Source organism: Pseudomonas sp. BBP2017 (assembly GCF_003024385.1).
GTDB lineage: Bacteria > Pseudomonadota > Gammaproteobacteria > Pseudomonadales > Pseudomonadaceae > Aquipseudomonas.
The window spans coordinates 90,294-106,164 of record NZ_PVZN01000017.1 but is presented as its reverse complement, the minus strand read 5'-3'; the positions used below and the strand labels follow the sequence as shown (position 1 = coordinate 106,164).

15 protein-coding genes are annotated in these 15,871 nt (G+C 61.4%); 7 read left to right on the top strand and 8 right to left on the bottom strand.

The window, feature by feature from the left end:
- The first annotated feature begins 68 nt into the window (after positions 1-68).
- From C6382_RS19435 to C6382_RS19415, 5 genes are read left to right on the top strand one after another with little or no spacing between them, the layout of a single operon-like run.
- Positions 69-875 carry an alkaline phosphatase family protein gene (locus C6382_RS19435; protein ID WP_107025971.1) on the top strand — a complete coding sequence of 269 codons (807 nt, stop codon included), beginning with the start codon at positions 69-71 and terminating at the stop codon, positions 873-875.
- A 5-nt stretch (positions 876-880) separates the two neighbouring features.
- Positions 881-1,714 (top strand): ABC transporter permease subunit, encoded by an 834-nt coding sequence (locus tag C6382_RS19430; protein WP_178082804.1) that lies wholly within the window; start codon positions 881-883, stop codon positions 1,712-1,714.
- Positions 1,701-2,498 carry an ABC transporter permease gene (locus C6382_RS19425; RefSeq protein ID WP_107025969.1) on the top strand — a complete coding sequence of 266 codons (798 nt, stop codon included), beginning with the start codon at positions 1,701-1,703 and terminating at the stop codon, positions 2,496-2,498. Before C6382_RS19430 ends, C6382_RS19425 begins: the two co-directional genes overlap by 14 nt.
- 1 nt (position 2,499) lies before the next feature.
- Positions 2,500-3,489 carry an ABC transporter ATP-binding protein gene (locus C6382_RS19420; RefSeq protein ID WP_107025968.1) on the top strand — a complete coding sequence of 330 codons (990 nt, stop codon included), beginning with the start codon at positions 2,500-2,502 and terminating at the stop codon, positions 3,487-3,489.
- A gap of 25 nt (positions 3,490-3,514) precedes the next feature.
- Entirely contained in the window at positions 3,515-4,168 is a 654-nt protein-coding gene (locus C6382_RS19415; RefSeq protein WP_107025967.1) for an HAD family phosphatase, read from the top strand.
- Positions 4,169-4,249: 81 nt separating this feature from the next.
- On the opposite strand, the gene C6382_RS19410 is transcribed toward C6382_RS19415, so the two are convergent.
- Complete coding sequence (locus tag C6382_RS19410; protein WP_107025966.1) at positions 4,250-5,212, bottom strand: NAD(P)H-quinone oxidoreductase; 963 nt, start codon at positions 5,210-5,212, stop codon at positions 4,250-4,252.
- Between the two features lie 140 nt (positions 5,213-5,352).
- On the opposite strand from C6382_RS19410, the gene C6382_RS19405 reads away from it, so the two are divergent.
- Positions 5,353-7,440 carry a carboxy terminal-processing peptidase gene (locus C6382_RS19405; protein ID WP_178082799.1) on the top strand — a complete coding sequence of 696 codons (2,088 nt, stop codon included), beginning with the start codon at positions 5,353-5,355 and terminating at the stop codon, positions 7,438-7,440.
- Between the two features lie 122 nt (positions 7,441-7,562).
- A complete protein-coding gene (locus tag C6382_RS19400) occupies positions 7,563-9,341 on the top strand; it encodes a bifunctional diguanylate cyclase/phosphodiesterase (RefSeq protein WP_107025964.1) in 1,779 nt (592 codons plus the stop codon).
- Here C6382_RS19400 and C6382_RS19395 read toward each other — a convergent pair.
- The 7 genes from C6382_RS19395 to nirB all read right to left on the bottom strand — a co-directional run bounded on the left by C6382_RS19395 (position 9,317) and on the right by nirB (position 15,794).
- The gene (locus C6382_RS19395) at positions 9,317-9,691 is read right to left on the bottom strand and encodes a hypothetical protein (RefSeq protein WP_133215943.1); all 375 of its coding nucleotides are present in this window, start codon (positions 9,689-9,691) and stop codon (positions 9,317-9,319) included. The two genes, C6382_RS19400 and C6382_RS19395, sit on opposite strands and share 25 nt — an antisense overlap.
- Positions 9,688-10,026 carry a helix-turn-helix transcriptional regulator gene (locus tag C6382_RS19390; RefSeq protein ID WP_107025963.1) on the bottom strand — a complete coding sequence of 113 codons (339 nt, stop codon included), beginning with the start codon at positions 10,024-10,026 and terminating at the stop codon, positions 9,688-9,690. The genes C6382_RS19395 and C6382_RS19390 overlap by 4 nt, the downstream gene beginning before the upstream one ends.
- A gap of 98 nt (positions 10,027-10,124) precedes the next feature.
- Positions 10,125-10,565 carry a YkvA family protein gene (locus tag C6382_RS19385; protein ID WP_107025962.1) on the bottom strand — a complete coding sequence of 147 codons (441 nt, stop codon included), beginning with the start codon at positions 10,563-10,565 and terminating at the stop codon, positions 10,125-10,127.
- A gap of 283 nt (positions 10,566-10,848) precedes the next feature.
- Positions 10,849-11,571, bottom strand: a complete 723-nt coding sequence (locus C6382_RS19380; RefSeq protein ID WP_107025961.1) for an FKBP-type peptidyl-prolyl cis-trans isomerase — start codon at positions 11,569-11,571, stop codon at positions 10,849-10,851.
- A gap of 227 nt (positions 11,572-11,798) precedes the next feature.
- The gene (gene pcaQ / locus C6382_RS19375; RefSeq protein WP_107025960.1) at positions 11,799-12,731 is read right to left on the bottom strand and encodes a pca operon transcription factor PcaQ; all 933 of its coding nucleotides are present in this window, start codon (positions 12,729-12,731) and stop codon (positions 11,799-11,801) included.
- A 142-nt stretch (positions 12,732-12,873) separates the two neighbouring features.
- Positions 12,874-13,236 (bottom strand): nitrite reductase small subunit NirD, encoded by a 363-nt coding sequence (nirD, locus tag C6382_RS19370; protein WP_107025959.1) that lies wholly within the window; start codon positions 13,234-13,236, stop codon positions 12,874-12,876.
- Positions 13,236-15,794 carry a nitrite reductase large subunit NirB gene (gene nirB, locus C6382_RS19365; RefSeq protein ID WP_107025958.1) on the bottom strand — a complete coding sequence of 853 codons (2,559 nt, stop codon included), beginning with the start codon at positions 15,792-15,794 and terminating at the stop codon, positions 13,236-13,238. Before nirB ends, nirD begins: the two co-directional genes overlap by 1 nt.
- Between the last annotated feature and the right edge of the window lie 77 nt (positions 15,795-15,871).

The following is a 15,871-nucleotide window of genomic DNA, read 5'->3' as shown; positions in this document are numbered from 1 at the left end:
GATTTACCACCAACCCGGTGGGAGCGGGCTTGCCCCGCGATGCGGTCACCGCCTATTGCGGAGAAACCATGAACAACAACGTCATCCTGGTCCTGCTCGATGGTCTCAACCATCAGGTCGCGCACCACGCCATGGGCCATCTGCACGCCTATGTCGAGGCCGACCGCGCGGCCTTGTATCGCCTGGAGTGCGAACTGCCGGCACTGTCGCGACCGCTGTACGAATGCATCCTCACCGGCGTAGCACCAATCGACAGTGGCATTGTGCACAACAACGTCACCCGCCTGTCCAACCAGCGCAGTATCTTCCACTACGCCCGCGAAGCCGGTCTGGGCACCGCCGCGGCGGCCTATCACTGGGTCAGCGAGCTGTACAACCGCTCGCCCTTCGAGCCGCTGCGTGATCGTCACACCCATGCGCCCAAGCTACCGATCCAGCACGGCTTGTTCTACTACGCCGACCATTACCCGGATTCACACCTGTTCGCCGATGCCGAGTACCTGCGCCGCCGCCATGCACCGAACTTCCTCCTGGTGCATCCGATGAACATCGACGACGCCGGCCACCGCCATGGTCTGGACAGCAGCCAGTACCGCAACAGCGCGCGCAGCGCTGACATCCTCCTGGCCGACTACCTGCAAACCTGGTTGCAGGAGGGCTATCAGGTACTGGTCACCGCCGACCACGGCATGAACAACGACCGCTCGCACAACGGTCTGCTGGCCGAGGAACGTGAAGTGCCGCTGTTCGTGTTTGGCGATGCCTTCAGCCTCGACCCCGCTGCCAAACCGCTGCAAACCGAACTGTGCGGGACGATCTGCGAACTGCTCGGCGTGCCCCATGACAAGCCGGTGTGCCGGGAGTTGCTCAAGTGAATTCGATCAAACGCAGCAAGTGGCTGGCGTCACTGTGCCTGCTGCCTTTTGCGCTGTTTTTCATCATTTTCCAGATCGCCCCGCTGGCCTGGGTGGCGATCCACAGCCTGCAAGCCGAAAGCGGCTGGGGGTTGGCCAACTTCAGTAAAGTGTTCGCATCGAGGTTCTACCGCCAGGCGATCCAGCACAGCCTGGAGATCAGCTTCTGGTCGAGTGTGTTCGGCATCCTCATCGCCATTCTCGGCAGCTATTCATTGCGCAAGGTCGACTCGCGCCTGCGCGACTTCGTCAACGCCTTCGCCAACATGACCAGCAACTTCGCCGGCGTCCCGCTGGCCTTTGCGTTCATCATCCTGCTCGGTTTCAACGGCGCGCTGACCATGCTGCTGAAGCAGGCCGGGATCATCGAGGACTTCAACCTCTATTCGAAGACGGGCCTGATCATCCTCTACACCTACTTCCAGATTCCGCTGGGCGTACTGCTGCTCTACCCGGCCTTCGACGCCCTGCGCGAAGACTGGCGCGAGTCGGCAGAACTGCTCGGTGCCAACGCCTGGCAGTACTGGCGGCACATCGGCCTGCCGGTCCTGACCCCGGCGTTGCTGGGTACCTTCGTGATCTTGCTGGCCAACGCCCTCGGCGCCTACGCCACGGTCTATGCCTTGACCACCGGCAACTTCAACGTCCTGCCGATCCGTATCGCGGCACTGGTGGCCGGCGATATTTCCCTGGACCCGAACCTGGCCAGCGCCCTGGCAATGATCCTGGTCGGGCTGATGACCCTGGTGACCGTCGTCCATCAATGGCTGTTGAAGAGGAGCTACCATGTCGCGCGCTGAACCGGGCACGAGCCGCCTCTACCATCGCCTGATGGTCTATTTGCTGTTCATCATCCTGTTGCTACCGCTGGCGGGCACCCTCCTCTATTCATTGGCCACCAGCTGGTCGGCGAGCCTGTTGCCCAGCGGCCTGACCTTCAAGTGGTACCTGGCGCTGTGGAGCGATCCGCGCTTTCTGGCCGCCTTCGCTCAGTCGCTGCTGGTCTGCGTCGGTGCGCTGCTGCTGTCGGTGCTGCTGATCCTGCCGTTGCTGTTCGTGGTCCACTACCACTTCCCGCGGCTCGATGCGCTGATGAACATCCTCATCCTGCTGCCCTTTGCCGTGCCGCCGGTGGTGTCTTCGGTGGGCCTGCTGCAGCTGTACGGCTCCGGGCCGATGGCCATGGTCGGCACGCCGTGGATCCTGATCGGCTGCTATTTCACTGTGGCTTTGCCGTTCATGTACCGGGCGATCACCAACAACCTGCAGGCGATCAACCTGCGCGACCTGATGGACGCCGCCCAACTGCTCGGCGCCAGCACCTTCCAGGCGGCGTTCCTGGTGGTGCTGCCGAACCTGCGCAAGGGCCTGCTGGTGGCCTTGCTGCTGTCGTTCTCGTTCCTGTTTGGCGAGTTCGTCTTCGCCAACCTGCTGGTCGGCACCCGCTACGAGACCCTGCAGGTGTACCTGAACAACATGCGTAACAGCAGTGGTCACTTCAACAGTGCCCTGGTGATTTCCTATTTCCTCTTCGTGCTGGTGCTGACCTGGGCAGCCAACCGCCTGAACAAGGACAAGTCCTGATATGAGCTTTGTCAGCGTACAGAATCTGCAAAAAAGCTATGGCGCAAGCCCGGTGTTCACCGACATCAACTGCCAGATCCAGCGCGGCGAATTCGTCACCCTGCTCGGCCCGTCCGGTTGCGGCAAATCCACCCTGCTGCGCTGCATTGCCGGGCTGACGGCGGTCGACAGTGGCAAGATCCTCCTCGACGGCAACGACCTGGTGCCCCTGAGCCCGCAAAAACGCGGGATCGGCATGGTATTCCAGAGCTACGCGCTGTTCCCCAACATGACCGTGGAGCAGAACGTCGCCTTTGGCCTGCGCATGCAAAAGGTCAATGCCGACGACAGCCGTACCCGCGTGCGCGAGGTGTTGCAGCTGGTGGAACTGCAGGACTTCGCCAGCCGTTATCCGCATCAGCTGTCCGGTGGCCAGTGCCAGCGTGTGGCCCTGGCCCGCTCGCTGGTCACCCGCCCGCGCCTGCTGCTGCTCGATGAACCGCTGTCGGCGCTGGACGCACGGATTCGCAAGCACCTGCGCGAACAGATCCGCCAGATCCAGCGAGAGCTGGGCCTGACCACCATCTTCGTCACCCATGACCAGGAAGAGGCACTGACGATGTCAGACCGGATTTTCCTGATGAACCAGGGCCACATCGTCCAGAGCGGCGATGCCGAAACCCTCTACACCGCGCCTGTGGACGTGTTTGCCGCTGGCTTTATCGGCAACTACAACCTGCTCGACGCCGACAGCGCCAGCCGCCTGCTGCAGCGCCCGGTGCACTGCCGCCTGGCGATCCGCCCGGAAGCCATCGCCCTGAGCCTTAGCGGTGAGCTGGAAGGCCAGGTACGCAGCCACAGCCTGCTGGGCAACGTGATCCGCTACCGCATCGAAGCCCGCGGGGTAGAATTGTTGGTCGATGTACTCAACCGCTCGTCCGCCGACCTGCACCCGGACGGCCAGCGGGTATCCTTGTCGATCGATCCCACCGCCCTCTGCGAAGTTGCCTGAGGGTTGCACAGGAGTTCTTCTGAACATGGCACTAGCGATTTTCGATCTGGATGAAACCCTGATCCACGGCGATTGCGCCTCGTTGTGGAGCGAACAGATGGCTCGCCTTGGCTGGGTCGATGGCGAATCCTTCCTGCGTCGCGACAAGGAACTGATGGACGCCTACGGCAGAGGGCACCTGGCCATGGAGGACTACATGGCCTTCAGTCTGGACCCCTTGATCGGGCGTACACCGGCTGAAGTCGATCACCTGGTGGGGCCGTGGGTGGAAGACTTCATCGAGCCGATCATCTTCAGCGATGCGACCAAGACCATCGCCGCCCACCGCAAGGCGGGGGACCGGATTCTGGTGATTTCCGCTTCGGGAACCCATCTGGTCGGGCCGATTGCCGAACGTCTGGGCATTGATGAAATTCTGGCTATCGAACTGGAAGTGATGAACGGGGTGTATACCGGCAAGACCGTCGGCACCCTGACCTACCGTGAAGGCAAGATCACCCGCTTGCTGGAATGGCTGGATCAGCAAGAAGAGAACCTGGAAGGCGCGAGTTTCTATTCCGATTCGCGTAATGACCTGCCGCTATTGCTGAAGGTGGATTACCCGCATGTGGTCAATCCGGATCCGGTGCTGCGAGAGCAGGCCGAGAAGGCGGGCTGGCCGATTCATACCTGGAGCTGATTGAAGCCATCGCGGGGCAAGCCCGCTCCCACAGTTTTTTCACCCTCCCTGTGGGAGCGGGCTTGCCCCGCGATCAGCGGCTCACACCAGACTCTCGTCGATCACCAGCACCAGCTTGCCCGACACCTGATTGCTGGCAAGCTCGGCAAACGCCGCCTCGGCATCCTTGATCGCAAAGGCCTTGGCCAGTTGCGGCTTGAGCCGTCCTTCGCTGAACAGCGGCCACACCTGCTGCCCCAGATCACTGAGCAAGTCAGCCTTGAACTGATCATCGCGGGTGCGCAACGTCGATCCCAGCACCTGTACGCGCTTGACCAGCAACTGGGCCAGGTCCAACTCAGCCTTGCGCCCGCCCATCAGACCGATGATCACCCAGCGTCCGTCCCGGGCCAGCAACTTCAGGTTGAGCTCGGCATAGTTGGCCCCAACCGGATCGAGGATCACGTCGAACGGGCCGAAATCACTCAGGCCGTTGAGGTCTTCGCCGCGTACCACGCCCCCGGTGGCGCCGAGGTCTTCGCAGTAGGCCAGACGTTCGCTGGAGCCGACGCTGACCCAGCACGGGCTGCCAAAGGCCTTGCACAGCTGGATTGCCGCCGAGCCCACGCCACTGGCGCCGGCATGCAGCAACACCTTCTCGCCTGGCTTGAGCCCGGCCAGTTGGAACACATTGAGCCAGGCCGTGGCGTAAACCTCAGGAATCGCCGCCGCTTCCTGCAGGCTCAAACCCTCCGGCACCGGCAGCACATGACGTGCATCAACCACGACTTCTTCGGCCATGCCACCACCGGCCAGCAGCGCGCAAACCCGGTCACCGACCTGCCAGGAGGAGCCAGCGCCCACTTCGCTGATCACCCCGGAGCACTCCAGGCCAAGAAACTCGCTGGCCCCCGGTGGCGGCGGGTAGAGCCCGGCTCGCTGTAGCAGGTCGGCACGATTGAGGCCGGCTGCAGCCACGCGAATTCGTACTTGACCGATATCGCAAACTGGACTTGTCGTCGCAACCCACTCCACATGTCCGTCAACGCCTTGCAATGCCTTCACAGTGCCTCCATAGTTGAGTCATGACTGAGCCCGGGTGCTGTAGCCCCGGGCTTTTTGCATTATGCGTCCGGTTTTCATGGAACCGGCGAATTCAAAGACGGCCTAATATGCGTGATCAATTGTCCCTACGTCGAATCAGCATGAAGCATTTTTTGCCAAGCACCACCCTCGCACTGTTGATCGGTCTGGGCAGCCTGCCGTTGGCGGGCAATGCATGGGCCGCCAACAGCTGGGATAAACTCCAGCCCGATCGCGATGAAGTGGTCGCCAGCCTCAATGTGGTCGAGCTGCTCAAGCGCCACCACTACAGCAAGCCGCCGCTCAACGATGCGCGCTCGGTGATCATCTACGACAGCTACATCAAGCTGCTCGATCCGGCACGCAGCTATTTCCTGGCCAGTGACATCGCCGAGTTCGACAAGTGGAAGACCCAGTTCGACGATTTCCTCAAAAGCGGCAATCTCGACCCTGGCTTCACCATCTACAAGCGCTATCTGGACCGGGTCAAATCGCGTCTGGACTTCGCCCTGGCCGAACTGAACAAGGGCGTCGATAAATTCGACTTCACCACTAAAGAGACTCTGCTGGTCGAGCGTAAGGACGCGCCCTGGATCAAGACCCAGGCCGAGCTCGACGACCTCTGGCGCAAGCGCGTCAAGGATGAAGTCCTGCGCCTGAAAATCGCCGGCAAAGAGCCCAAGGCGATCCAGGAGCTGCTGACCAAACGCTACAAGAACCAGCTCACGCGCCTGGACCAGACCCGCGCCGAAGACATTTTCCAGACCTACATCAACACCTTTGCCCAGTCCTACGACCCGCATACCAACTACCTGTCGCCGGACAACGCGGAAAACTTCGATATCAACATGAGCCTGTCGCTCGAAGGTATCGGTGCGGTGCTGCAAAGCGACAACGATCAGGTCAAGATCGTCCGTCTGGTCCCGGCTGGCCCTGCCGCCAAGACCAAACAAGTGGCCCCGGCCGACAAGATCATCGGCGTCGCCCAGGGCGACAAGGAAATGGTCGACGTGATCGGCTGGCGCCTGGACGAAGTGGTCAAGCTGATCCGCGGACCAAAAGGCTCAGTGGTACGCCTGGAGGTCATCCCGGCCAGCAACGCGCCGAACGACCAGACCAGCAAGATCGTGCCGATCACCCGCGAGGCGGTGAAGCTTGAAGAGCAGGCGGCGAAGAAGTCGGTGCTCAAGCTCAAGCAGGATGGCCGTGACTACAAGCTCGGCATCATCGAGATTCCGGCCTTCTACCTGGACTTCAAGGCCTTCCGTGCCGGTGATCCGGAGTACAAGAGCACCACCCGTGACGTGAAGAAGCTGCTCACTGAACTGCAGAAGGAAAAAGTCGACGGCGTGGTCATTGACCTGCGCAACAACGGCGGCGGCTCCCTGCAGGAAGCCACTGAGCTGACCAGCCTGTTCATCGACCAGGGCCCGACCGTACTGGTGCGCAACGCCGATGGTCGTGTCGACGTGCTCGAAGACGAAAACCCAGGTGCCTTCTACAAAGGCCCGTTGGCCCTGGTAGTCAACCGCCTGTCCGCCTCGGCCTCGGAGATTTTTGCCGGCGCCATGCAGGACTACCACCGCGCTTTGATCCTCGGCGGCCAGACCTTCGGTAAAGGCACCGTGCAGACCATTCAGCCGCTCAACCATGGCGAACTGAAGCTGACCCTGGCCAAGTTCTACCGGGTTTCCGGGCAGAGCACCCAGCATCAGGGCGTACTGCCGGACATCGATTACCCGTCGATTATCGACACCAAGGAAATTGGCGAAAGCGCCCTGCCCGAAGCCATGCCCTGGGACACCATCCGCCCAGCGATCAGGCCTGCGGTCGATCCGTTCAAGCCGTTCCTGGCCCAGCTCAAGGCCCGCCACGACAGCCGCACCGCCAAGGACCCGGAGTTCGTTTACATCCGCGACCGCCTGGCGTTGACCCAGAAGCTGATGAACGAGAAGACTGTCAGCCTCAACGAAGTCGAACGCCGTGCCCAGCATACCGATATTGAAAGCAAGCAGCTCGCCCTGGAAAACACCCGACGCAAGGCCAAGGGCGAAGAACCGCTCAAGGAACTGAAGAAGGAAGACGAAGACGCGCTACCGGCCGAGCCAGACGATACCAAGCCGGAAGACGACGCCTACCTGTCGGAGTCCGGACGGATCTTGCTCGACTATCTGGGCCTGAATTCGGCTGTGGCAAAAAATAACCCATAAAAGGGTGATGGCAAAATAATGTGACTGTGCCTCTATTGCGTCATTAAACAGTCATGATTCTGTCGTGAAATAAGGGACTGAGCGCCGCTGGCCTCAGTCCCTTTTTTCTAGGTAGTGCAGCCATGACCGTGACCGAACAGCTCAGCGCGTTGAGCACCATTCTTGCTCAAGGCGCCTTGCACAGTCTGTTCCAGCCCATAGTCTGCCTGTCTGAGCGGCGTATCCTCGGTTACGAAGCGTTAAGCCGCGGCCCCTCAAACAGCCCGCTGCACTCGCCGATCAATCTGTTCGCCGTGGCCCGCCAGGCCGGGCGCCTGACCGAACTGGAAGTGGCCTGCCGCGAGAGCGCCTGCCGGCGATTCAGCCAGCAGAACCTTGAAGGCAAGTTGTTTCTCAACGTCTCGCCCGAGTCGCTGCTGGAGCCGCAGTACCAGTCCGGGCGCACCCTGAAGATGCTCCATGACCTCGGCGTACCGCCCAGCCGGGTGGTTATCGAACTGACCGAGCAGACCCCCACCGACGATTTTCAGCTGTTGTTCAATGCCCTGCACCACTACCGCGACATGGGCTTTTCGATTGCCCTGGATGATCTCGGTGCTGGATATTCAAGCCTGCGCTTGTGGTCGGAACTGCGCCCTGACTACGTCAAGATCGACCGCCATTTCATCGACGGCATTCACCTCGACGCGGTCAAGCGCGAGTTCGTCGGCTCCATCCTGCAAATCGCCCGGGCCTCGCGGGCCCAGGTGATCGCCGAGGGCATCGAGCTTGCCGAAGAGCTCAAGGTGTTGACCGAAATGGGCGTCGACCTGGTCCAGGGTTATCTGCTCGGCCGTCCTCAAGAGCAACCGTCTCGGGACATCCAGCAGATGCTTGGCAGCCCCAATCAGGATATCCAGGCACTCAGCGAAGACAGCGGCAACCTCGCCGCCCTGCTCAACGAACAACCCGCGGTGAACCAGGACACACCGACGGCGCAGGTACTGGAGCTGTTCCGCCGTCAGGCCAACCTCAACTCCCTGGCGGTGCTCAACGAGCGCCGCCAACCCTGCGGTATCGTCCACCGTCATTCGCTGTCCGATGCCCTGCTCAAGCCGTTTGCCACTGACCTGTTCGCACGCAAACCGATCAGCCGGCTGATGAGTGATGACTTCCTGGCAGTGGAGCTGACGCAGTCACTGCAACAAGTCAGCCGCTTGCTCACCAGCCGTGCGCGCCAGCGCATCGAAGAAGATTTCATCATTATCCACAATGGCCGCTACCAGGGCCTGGGCCGGGTGATCGATGTACTCAAGCTGATTACCGAACAGAAGATCCAACAAGCCCGTTATGCCAACCCCCTGACCTTGCTGCCCGGCAACGTACCGATCCAGCAGTGCCTGACGCGCCTGCTGCAACAGCAACGTGAAGCGACGATCTGTTATGTGGATATCGACAGTTTCAAGCCGTTCAATGACATCTACGGCTATGCCCGCGGCGATGAGGTGCTGTTGTGCCTGGCCCAATGTTTGAACGAACGGGTCGACCCCAACCATGATTTCGTCGGCCACATCGGCGGCGACGATTTCATGCTGGTGCTGGGCTCGGCTGACTGGGAGCGCAGGTTGCAGTTGCTGCTGGATGACTTTCAGCGCCAGTGCCGGCGCTTCTACCGCCCGGAGCATATGCAGGCAGGGTGTTTTATAGCCCCAAACCGTCAAGGGCAGCGCCAGGAGTTCGCCCTGCTGTCGCTATCGATCGGCGTGGTGCAGTTGCGCCCGCAAGCCTGCGCCGACCTCGATGCCGGGCAACTGGCGGAGTTGGCGTCACAGGCCAAGCATCAGGCCAAAGACCTGAGCGGGTACAGCCTGTACCTGATCGATACGGCGCCGACGGTTCAGGCTTCTTCTTTTTCCGGGTAGCTGTATTCGAACACCCGCACCACCTCCGAAGCATGCCAGGAAGCAGCGGCCATACCGTCCGATGGCCCGGAAAAACGTCCCAGGCGCTCCACGCACTCAAAGAAGCCGGTACGCGGCAAACGGCTGGCGCCCTGGCTGATGACCAATGAACTGCGCAGCGGCTGTTCAGCACGGGCATCCAGTGCCGCCAGATGCTCCAGGGCAGCTGTGAGGGTCTGCATCGCCGGGCTTGGCAGCTGCAGACGCTCGAGCAAGGCGCGGTAGGTCAACAGGTGGCGTTGGCGGCGGGCCAGGTCGAGCTCGCCAAGCAAACCTTCCCAGTGCTGGCGGCTGATCCGCACACTGCTCACGACGGCTCGCTCCATCCCGCCACCCCCAGCTCCCAGGCCAGGCTGCGGCGAATCGCGGCATCCGGCTGGCGTTCGCCACTCTCGATCAGAGCCAGGTACACCGGACTGATGCCAACACTGCGCGCCAGTTGTTCCGCTGCCAATCCCTTGCCCTCACGCAAACGCGCCAGCTCGCTGAAACTCGGCAAGCTGGCGCTTTGTTGAGGAGTGGCCTGTGTGTGTTCGACAGCTGCCGCTTCAAGCTGGCCGGCGGCTTTCAATAGTGCCTGGTACTGCTCCCAGGGTACAACCGCATACTCGGGTTGACCGTCCCGGCTGATGACCTGAATACCCATTACAACCCCCTTGTAGGATTACGATATGTAATCGGTAGGCATAATCCTTATGCCAATTATATTACCAGCCAGCAAGGGTGTGCAGGGTGCTGATGTAATTAGCCTTTTGGCTGCTCCAGGCGCAAGGCTTCGGGGGTAGCTGGCAAACGTTCGACGACCCGTAGTTTTTCCGGTGCCTGGCGATGGCGCCAGGCGCTGAAAGCGGCCAGTTCATCAGACACCGCTTTGAGCACCCAGGCCAACACGGCGATGTCATCGAGCATGCCGACACCCAGCAACCAGTCCGGGATGGCATCCACGGGGCTGACGAAATACAGCAGGCCGGCTACCACGGTCACCAGGGCCTTAGGGCTGATGGTCCGGTACTCTCCACGCCACCAGGCCAGGCACAGGGCCTGCATCAGGCCTACGTCTTCACGCAGCTTGCTTAGCCGCGGGCCTTTACGCGCCACAGCAAAAATCAGCGCCGGTAGACGGCCACGACTGAGCAAGCGCTCGGCCAACGGCAGAAAACGAGCGAAGGTCCACGGTGCTTTCATACAGCCTCCAGGGCACGACCGAGGGAAAGGTTATCCACATTTATTGTGGATAACCTTGTGAACAGAGCTATTTTTAGAGCTCAGGGCGCCCGCCTGGCAAGGGCCTGGCTTAAATCGGGCGTTTTTTACACACCTGTTTCAATGGCGCAACCGTTTTACCCATCCTGCACCTTTTCTGCGTCAGGTCCAGCTTTTCAGACCGCCCCGGGTCGATGGGGTTCGAGTCGATTGCAGAAACGACAACGCCCCGTCGAGACGGGGCGTTGTCTATACCGCGCGAGGATTACTCGGCAGCAGCGTCGGCATCAGGCTTGGCCTGATCCTTGATACCCAGCAGTTCCAGTTCGAAAACCAGGACCGAGTTGGCCGGGATCATCGGGCTCGGGCTCTGGGCACCGTAAGCCAGGTCGGACGGGATGTACAGCTTGTACTTCTCGCCAACGTGCATCAGTTGCAGGCCTTCGACCCAACCCGGGATCACGCCGCTGACCGGCAGGTCGATCGGGCTGCCACGCTCAACCGAGCTGTCGAAGACCTTGCCGTCGGTCAGTTTGCCTTCGTAGTGAACGGTAACCACGTCAGTCGGCTTTGGCTGAGCGCCGTCGGCCTTCTTGATCACTTCGTACTGCAGACCGGAAGCGGTGGTGACAATACCGGCTTTCTTGCCGTTTTCTTCAAGGAACTTCTTGCCGGCAGCAGCCGACTCTTCGCTCATCTTGGCCAGGCGCTCTTCAGCGCGCTTTTGCAGGGCAGCAAAGGCTTCGACCAGTTCTTCGTCCTTGATTTTCTGTTCTTTCTTGCCGACAGCATCTTCGATGCCTTGAGCAACCGCTTTTGAATCAAGGTCGTCCATGCCTTCCTGAGCCAGGCTCTTGCCCATGTTCAGGCCAATACCGTAGGAGGCTTTCTGTGCCGGAGTCTTGAGCTCGACGCTGGTCTGCGAATCGCAACCCGCCAGGACCAGACCAACCAGGGCAACCGCAGCCGCCAACCGATGCTGTTTCATGCTATTTCCTTGTTCATGCGCCAATAGGGCAATCGAGTAAAGCCGCGAGCTTATCAGGCGGCCACGACCAATGGCTACCGGCATCAGAGCAAGAAAAGCCGGATAAGTTCAGCCAAGTAAAAGCTTCTTCATACAAAGCTGCAGCCAGTGGCCAGTATTGACGGGACAACGCACTTGGGCAACTTCGCCACTGCGGTTTTGTAGCTGTTTGTAAGATTGCCAGGATTTCAGGGATAGCTGCCGTCGCGGTACTGCCCCGCCACTTCGCGCAGCACGTCGCACAGCCAGCGCGCAGGCAGGCTCATCGGCAAGGCGGCATTGCTACAGATACCGACCGAGCCGCCCGGCTCCTGCACCCCCAGGTCAAGCTCGCACAACTCGCCGCGCCCCAGGTCGATCCGTACCGCATCCCGCGGCGCCACCCAGACCGCGTCGCTACTTTGCACATAGCGGCGGCTCAAGGCAGGCGAAAGGGTTTCCAGGCGCTGCAGCGGCTGCTCGATGGCGCATTGCACGAACAGGCTGTCAGCATGCTTGCGGATGGTCGTGCCGGCCAGCGGCAGCACCAGCGGGTAGCGACCGAGCTGACTGCGCTCAATGGGCTGACGGGCGAGCAATGGATGCCCGGGACGCACCACCAGCGACATCGACTCGCTGTACAGATGCTCGAACAACAGACCCTGGATTTGCGGGCTTTCGGTCATGCGCCCGATCACCAGATCAAGCTCGCCGACATGCAGTTGCGCCAGCAGGTGCGCACTCGGCCCGGTGGCAACGCTGACCACCAGCGCCTGATGACGCTGATGCAGGCGGCACAGCACCTCTGGCATCAGCAGGCTTTCGACCGTGGACAGCACTCCGATACGCACCTGTGGCGGGGCATGTTCTTCACCGCGCAAGGTACTCACGCCTTCACGCAAGGCTTGCACGCTGGGCCCGGCATAGCGCATGAAACGCACCCCGGCCGGGGTCAGCTCGACGCCCTGCTTGCTGCGTTCGAACAGGCGCGTTTGCAGCAGCTCTTCAAGCTCCTTGAGGGTCTTGGAGATGGCCGGCTGACTGATCGCCATGGCATCGGCGGCCTTGGCGAAACTGCCCTGGCGGGCGATTTCGAGAAAGCACAGCAGGTGGCGGAATTTGATGCGGGTGTCTAGGTTCATGCCCCGGAGTTTATAGGAGCATCAACCTGGGTGGGAGGCAGTCTAATGCAATGATCCCCCTCTGTGCGAGGCTTCAGTGGGAGCGGGCTTGCCCCGCGATTGCGGTTAATCAGCTACACCGCATCGCGGGGCAAGCCCGCGCCTACAGGCCTAGCTCCACCTGCTCCCCCCTGATCCGCACCGGCCACACTTGCAAGGCCTGCTGCGAATCTTCCAGGCAACGCCCATCGCTCAAGCTGAAATGCTGCTTGTACAACGGCGCCGCCACTACCAGCTCGCCCTTGAGATGCCCCAACAATCCGCGACCGATCACATTGGCCCCGGACTTGGGGTCCTGGTTGTCGAGCGCAAACACCGGCGTGTCCTGCTCCGGCAGGTAGAACAACGCCACCTGCCGGCCTTCGAACCACACCACCACCCCCGATTGCGCAACCAGGTCCTGGCGGCTACAGACCACTTGCCAGTCTTGTGTTTGCAGGTTTACAGCGACATTGGACAGGCTCATCAGAGCACCTCTTCAGTGGTCGGAATCAAATGAAGCTCAGCGGCAGCGATCGGCCGGCGCTGGCCACGCTCGCGAACAAAATGCACGCCCGGGTCTGGACGCTGGTCGTTGACGAAAGTGCGGAAGCGCTTGAGCTTTTGCGGATCCTTGAGGGCATTGGCCCATTCGCACTCGTAGCGATCGACCACCTGTTGCATCTGCGCCTCAAGCTCAGCGCCCAGGCCCAGGCTGTCGTCGATGATCACCTGCTTGAGGTAATCCAGCCCGCCCTCCAGGCTTTCACGCCAGACCGAGGTGCGCTGCAATTTGTCGGCGGTGCGGATGTAGAACATCAGCACCCGGTCAATCAGGCGAATCAACCCGGCGTCATCAAGGTCGGTGGCGAACAGCTCGGCATGGCGTGGACGCATGCCGCCGTTGCCGCAGATGTACAGGTTCCAACCCTTCTCGGTGGCAATCACGCCGATGTCCTTGCTCTGCGCCTCAGCGCATTCGCGGGTACAGCCGGATACGGCAAACTTGAGCTTGTGCGGCGAACGCAGGCCCTTGTAGCGGTCCTCCAGGGTCAGGGCCATCTGCACGCTGTCCTGCACGCCATAGCGACACCAGGTGCTGCCGACACAGGACTTGACCGTGCGCGTGGATTTACCGTAGGCGTGACCGGTTTCAAAGCCGGCTTCGATCAGCTCACTCCAGATCGCCGGCAGCTCGTGCAGCTGGGCGCCGAACAGATCGATACGCTGGCCGCCGGTGATTTTGGTGTAAAGGTCATATTTTTTCGCCACCTGGCCGATGACGATGAGCTTTTCCGGGGTGATCTCGCCAGCGGGAATTCTCGGCACCACCGAGTAGGTACCGTTCTTCTGCATGTTGGCCATGAAGGTATCGTTGGTGTCCTGCAACGGCACCAGCGAAGGGTCCATGATCGGCTGGTTCCAGCACGAAGCGAGGATCGAGCCGACCGTGGGTTTGCAGATATCGCAGCCGACCTGACCACGGCCATGCCTGGCGAGCATTTCCTCGAAGCTGAGGATGCCTTCGACCCGTACCAGGGCGTAGAGCTCCTGACGGGTGTAAGCAAAGTGTTCGCACAGGCTCTTGTCGACGCTGACGCCACGGGCGATCAGTTCGTGCTCGAAGACCTGCTTGAGCAACGCCGCGCAACCACCGCAACCGGTGCACGCCTTGGTCTGCTGCTTGAGCTCGGCGAGCTCGCCACAGCCGTTGTCGATGGCAGTGCAGATCGCGCCCTTGCTGACGTTGTGGCAGGAGCAGATGGTGGCGCTGTCCGGCAAGGCATCGGCCCCCAGGGTCGGTGCACCGGAGGATTGCGGCAGGATCAATGCCGCCGGATCGGCCGGCAGGGCGATGCCGTTCTGCACGTACTGCAGCAGGGTGTCGTAGTAACTGTTGTCACCCACCAGCACCGCCCCGAGTACGCGTTTGCCACTGGCATCGACCACCAGACGGCGGTACGCCGAGCTGGCTTCGTCAATAAAGCGGTAACTGCGGGCACCCGGGGTCGCGCCGTGCGCATCGCCGATCGAGCCGACATCAACGCCAAGCAGCTTGAGCTTGGTCGACATGTCAGCACCGGTAAAGCTGGCGGCATCTTCCCCAGCCAGCGCTGCCGCGACATTACGGGCCATGCTGTAGCCCGGAGCGACCAGACCGAACACACTACCGTTCCACGAGGCGCACTCACCGATGGCATAGATGTGTGGATCGCTGCTGCGACAGTTGCTGTCGATCACCACCCCGCCGCGCGCGGCAACCTCCAGAGCGCTGCCGCGGCCCAGGCCATCCTGCGGACGAATCCCGGCGGAAAACACAATCAGGTCTGTTTCGAGAAACTCACCGCCCTCGAAGTTCATCCGGTAGCGATAGTCTTCACCGGCCACCACCGACTGGGTCGCCCGCGACAGGTGCACGCCCACCCCGAGCGCCTCGATCTGCGCACGCAAGGCGGCGCCGCCTTCAGCGTCCAGTTGCACCGGCATCAAGCGCGGGGCGAATTCCACTACGTGAGCTTCCAGGCCCAGCGACTTGAGGGCGTTGGCCGCTTCAAGCCCGAGCAAACCGCCACCGACCACTACGCCACGCCGGGCATCGGTGGCCGCCGCGCGGATGGCATCGAGATCATCGAGCGTGCGGTAAACCAGACGCGAAGCGCCCTCGCAGCCCTCGATTGACGGCACAAACGGATAGGAGCCGGTGGCCAGGATCAGTTGGTCATAGGCGTAACGTCCCGTCGAGGTCAGCACTTGCCGACGCTCGCGGTCAATTTCCAGTACCGCTTCGCCCAAGTGCAGATTTACCCCGTGCTCGGCATACAGACCCGCAGCGCCGAGAGCCAGGGTTTCAGCGCAACTGCCGCTGAAATATTCGGACAGGTGCACACGGTCGTAGGCACGCTGGCGTTCCTCACCGAACACCCGCAGCTCGTAACGGCTCAGGGCGCCGCGTTCGATCAGTTGCTCGACGCAGTGATGCCCGACCATGCCGTTGCCGACGATGATCAGTTTTTCGCGCTGGGCGATGGTCGTTGCTGCATTCATACCCGATCCTCACTCAAGGCCATTCACGGTGGCTGTGCTGCTGGGGCGAGCCCCGAAAAACAAAAAAAGGCGCCTGG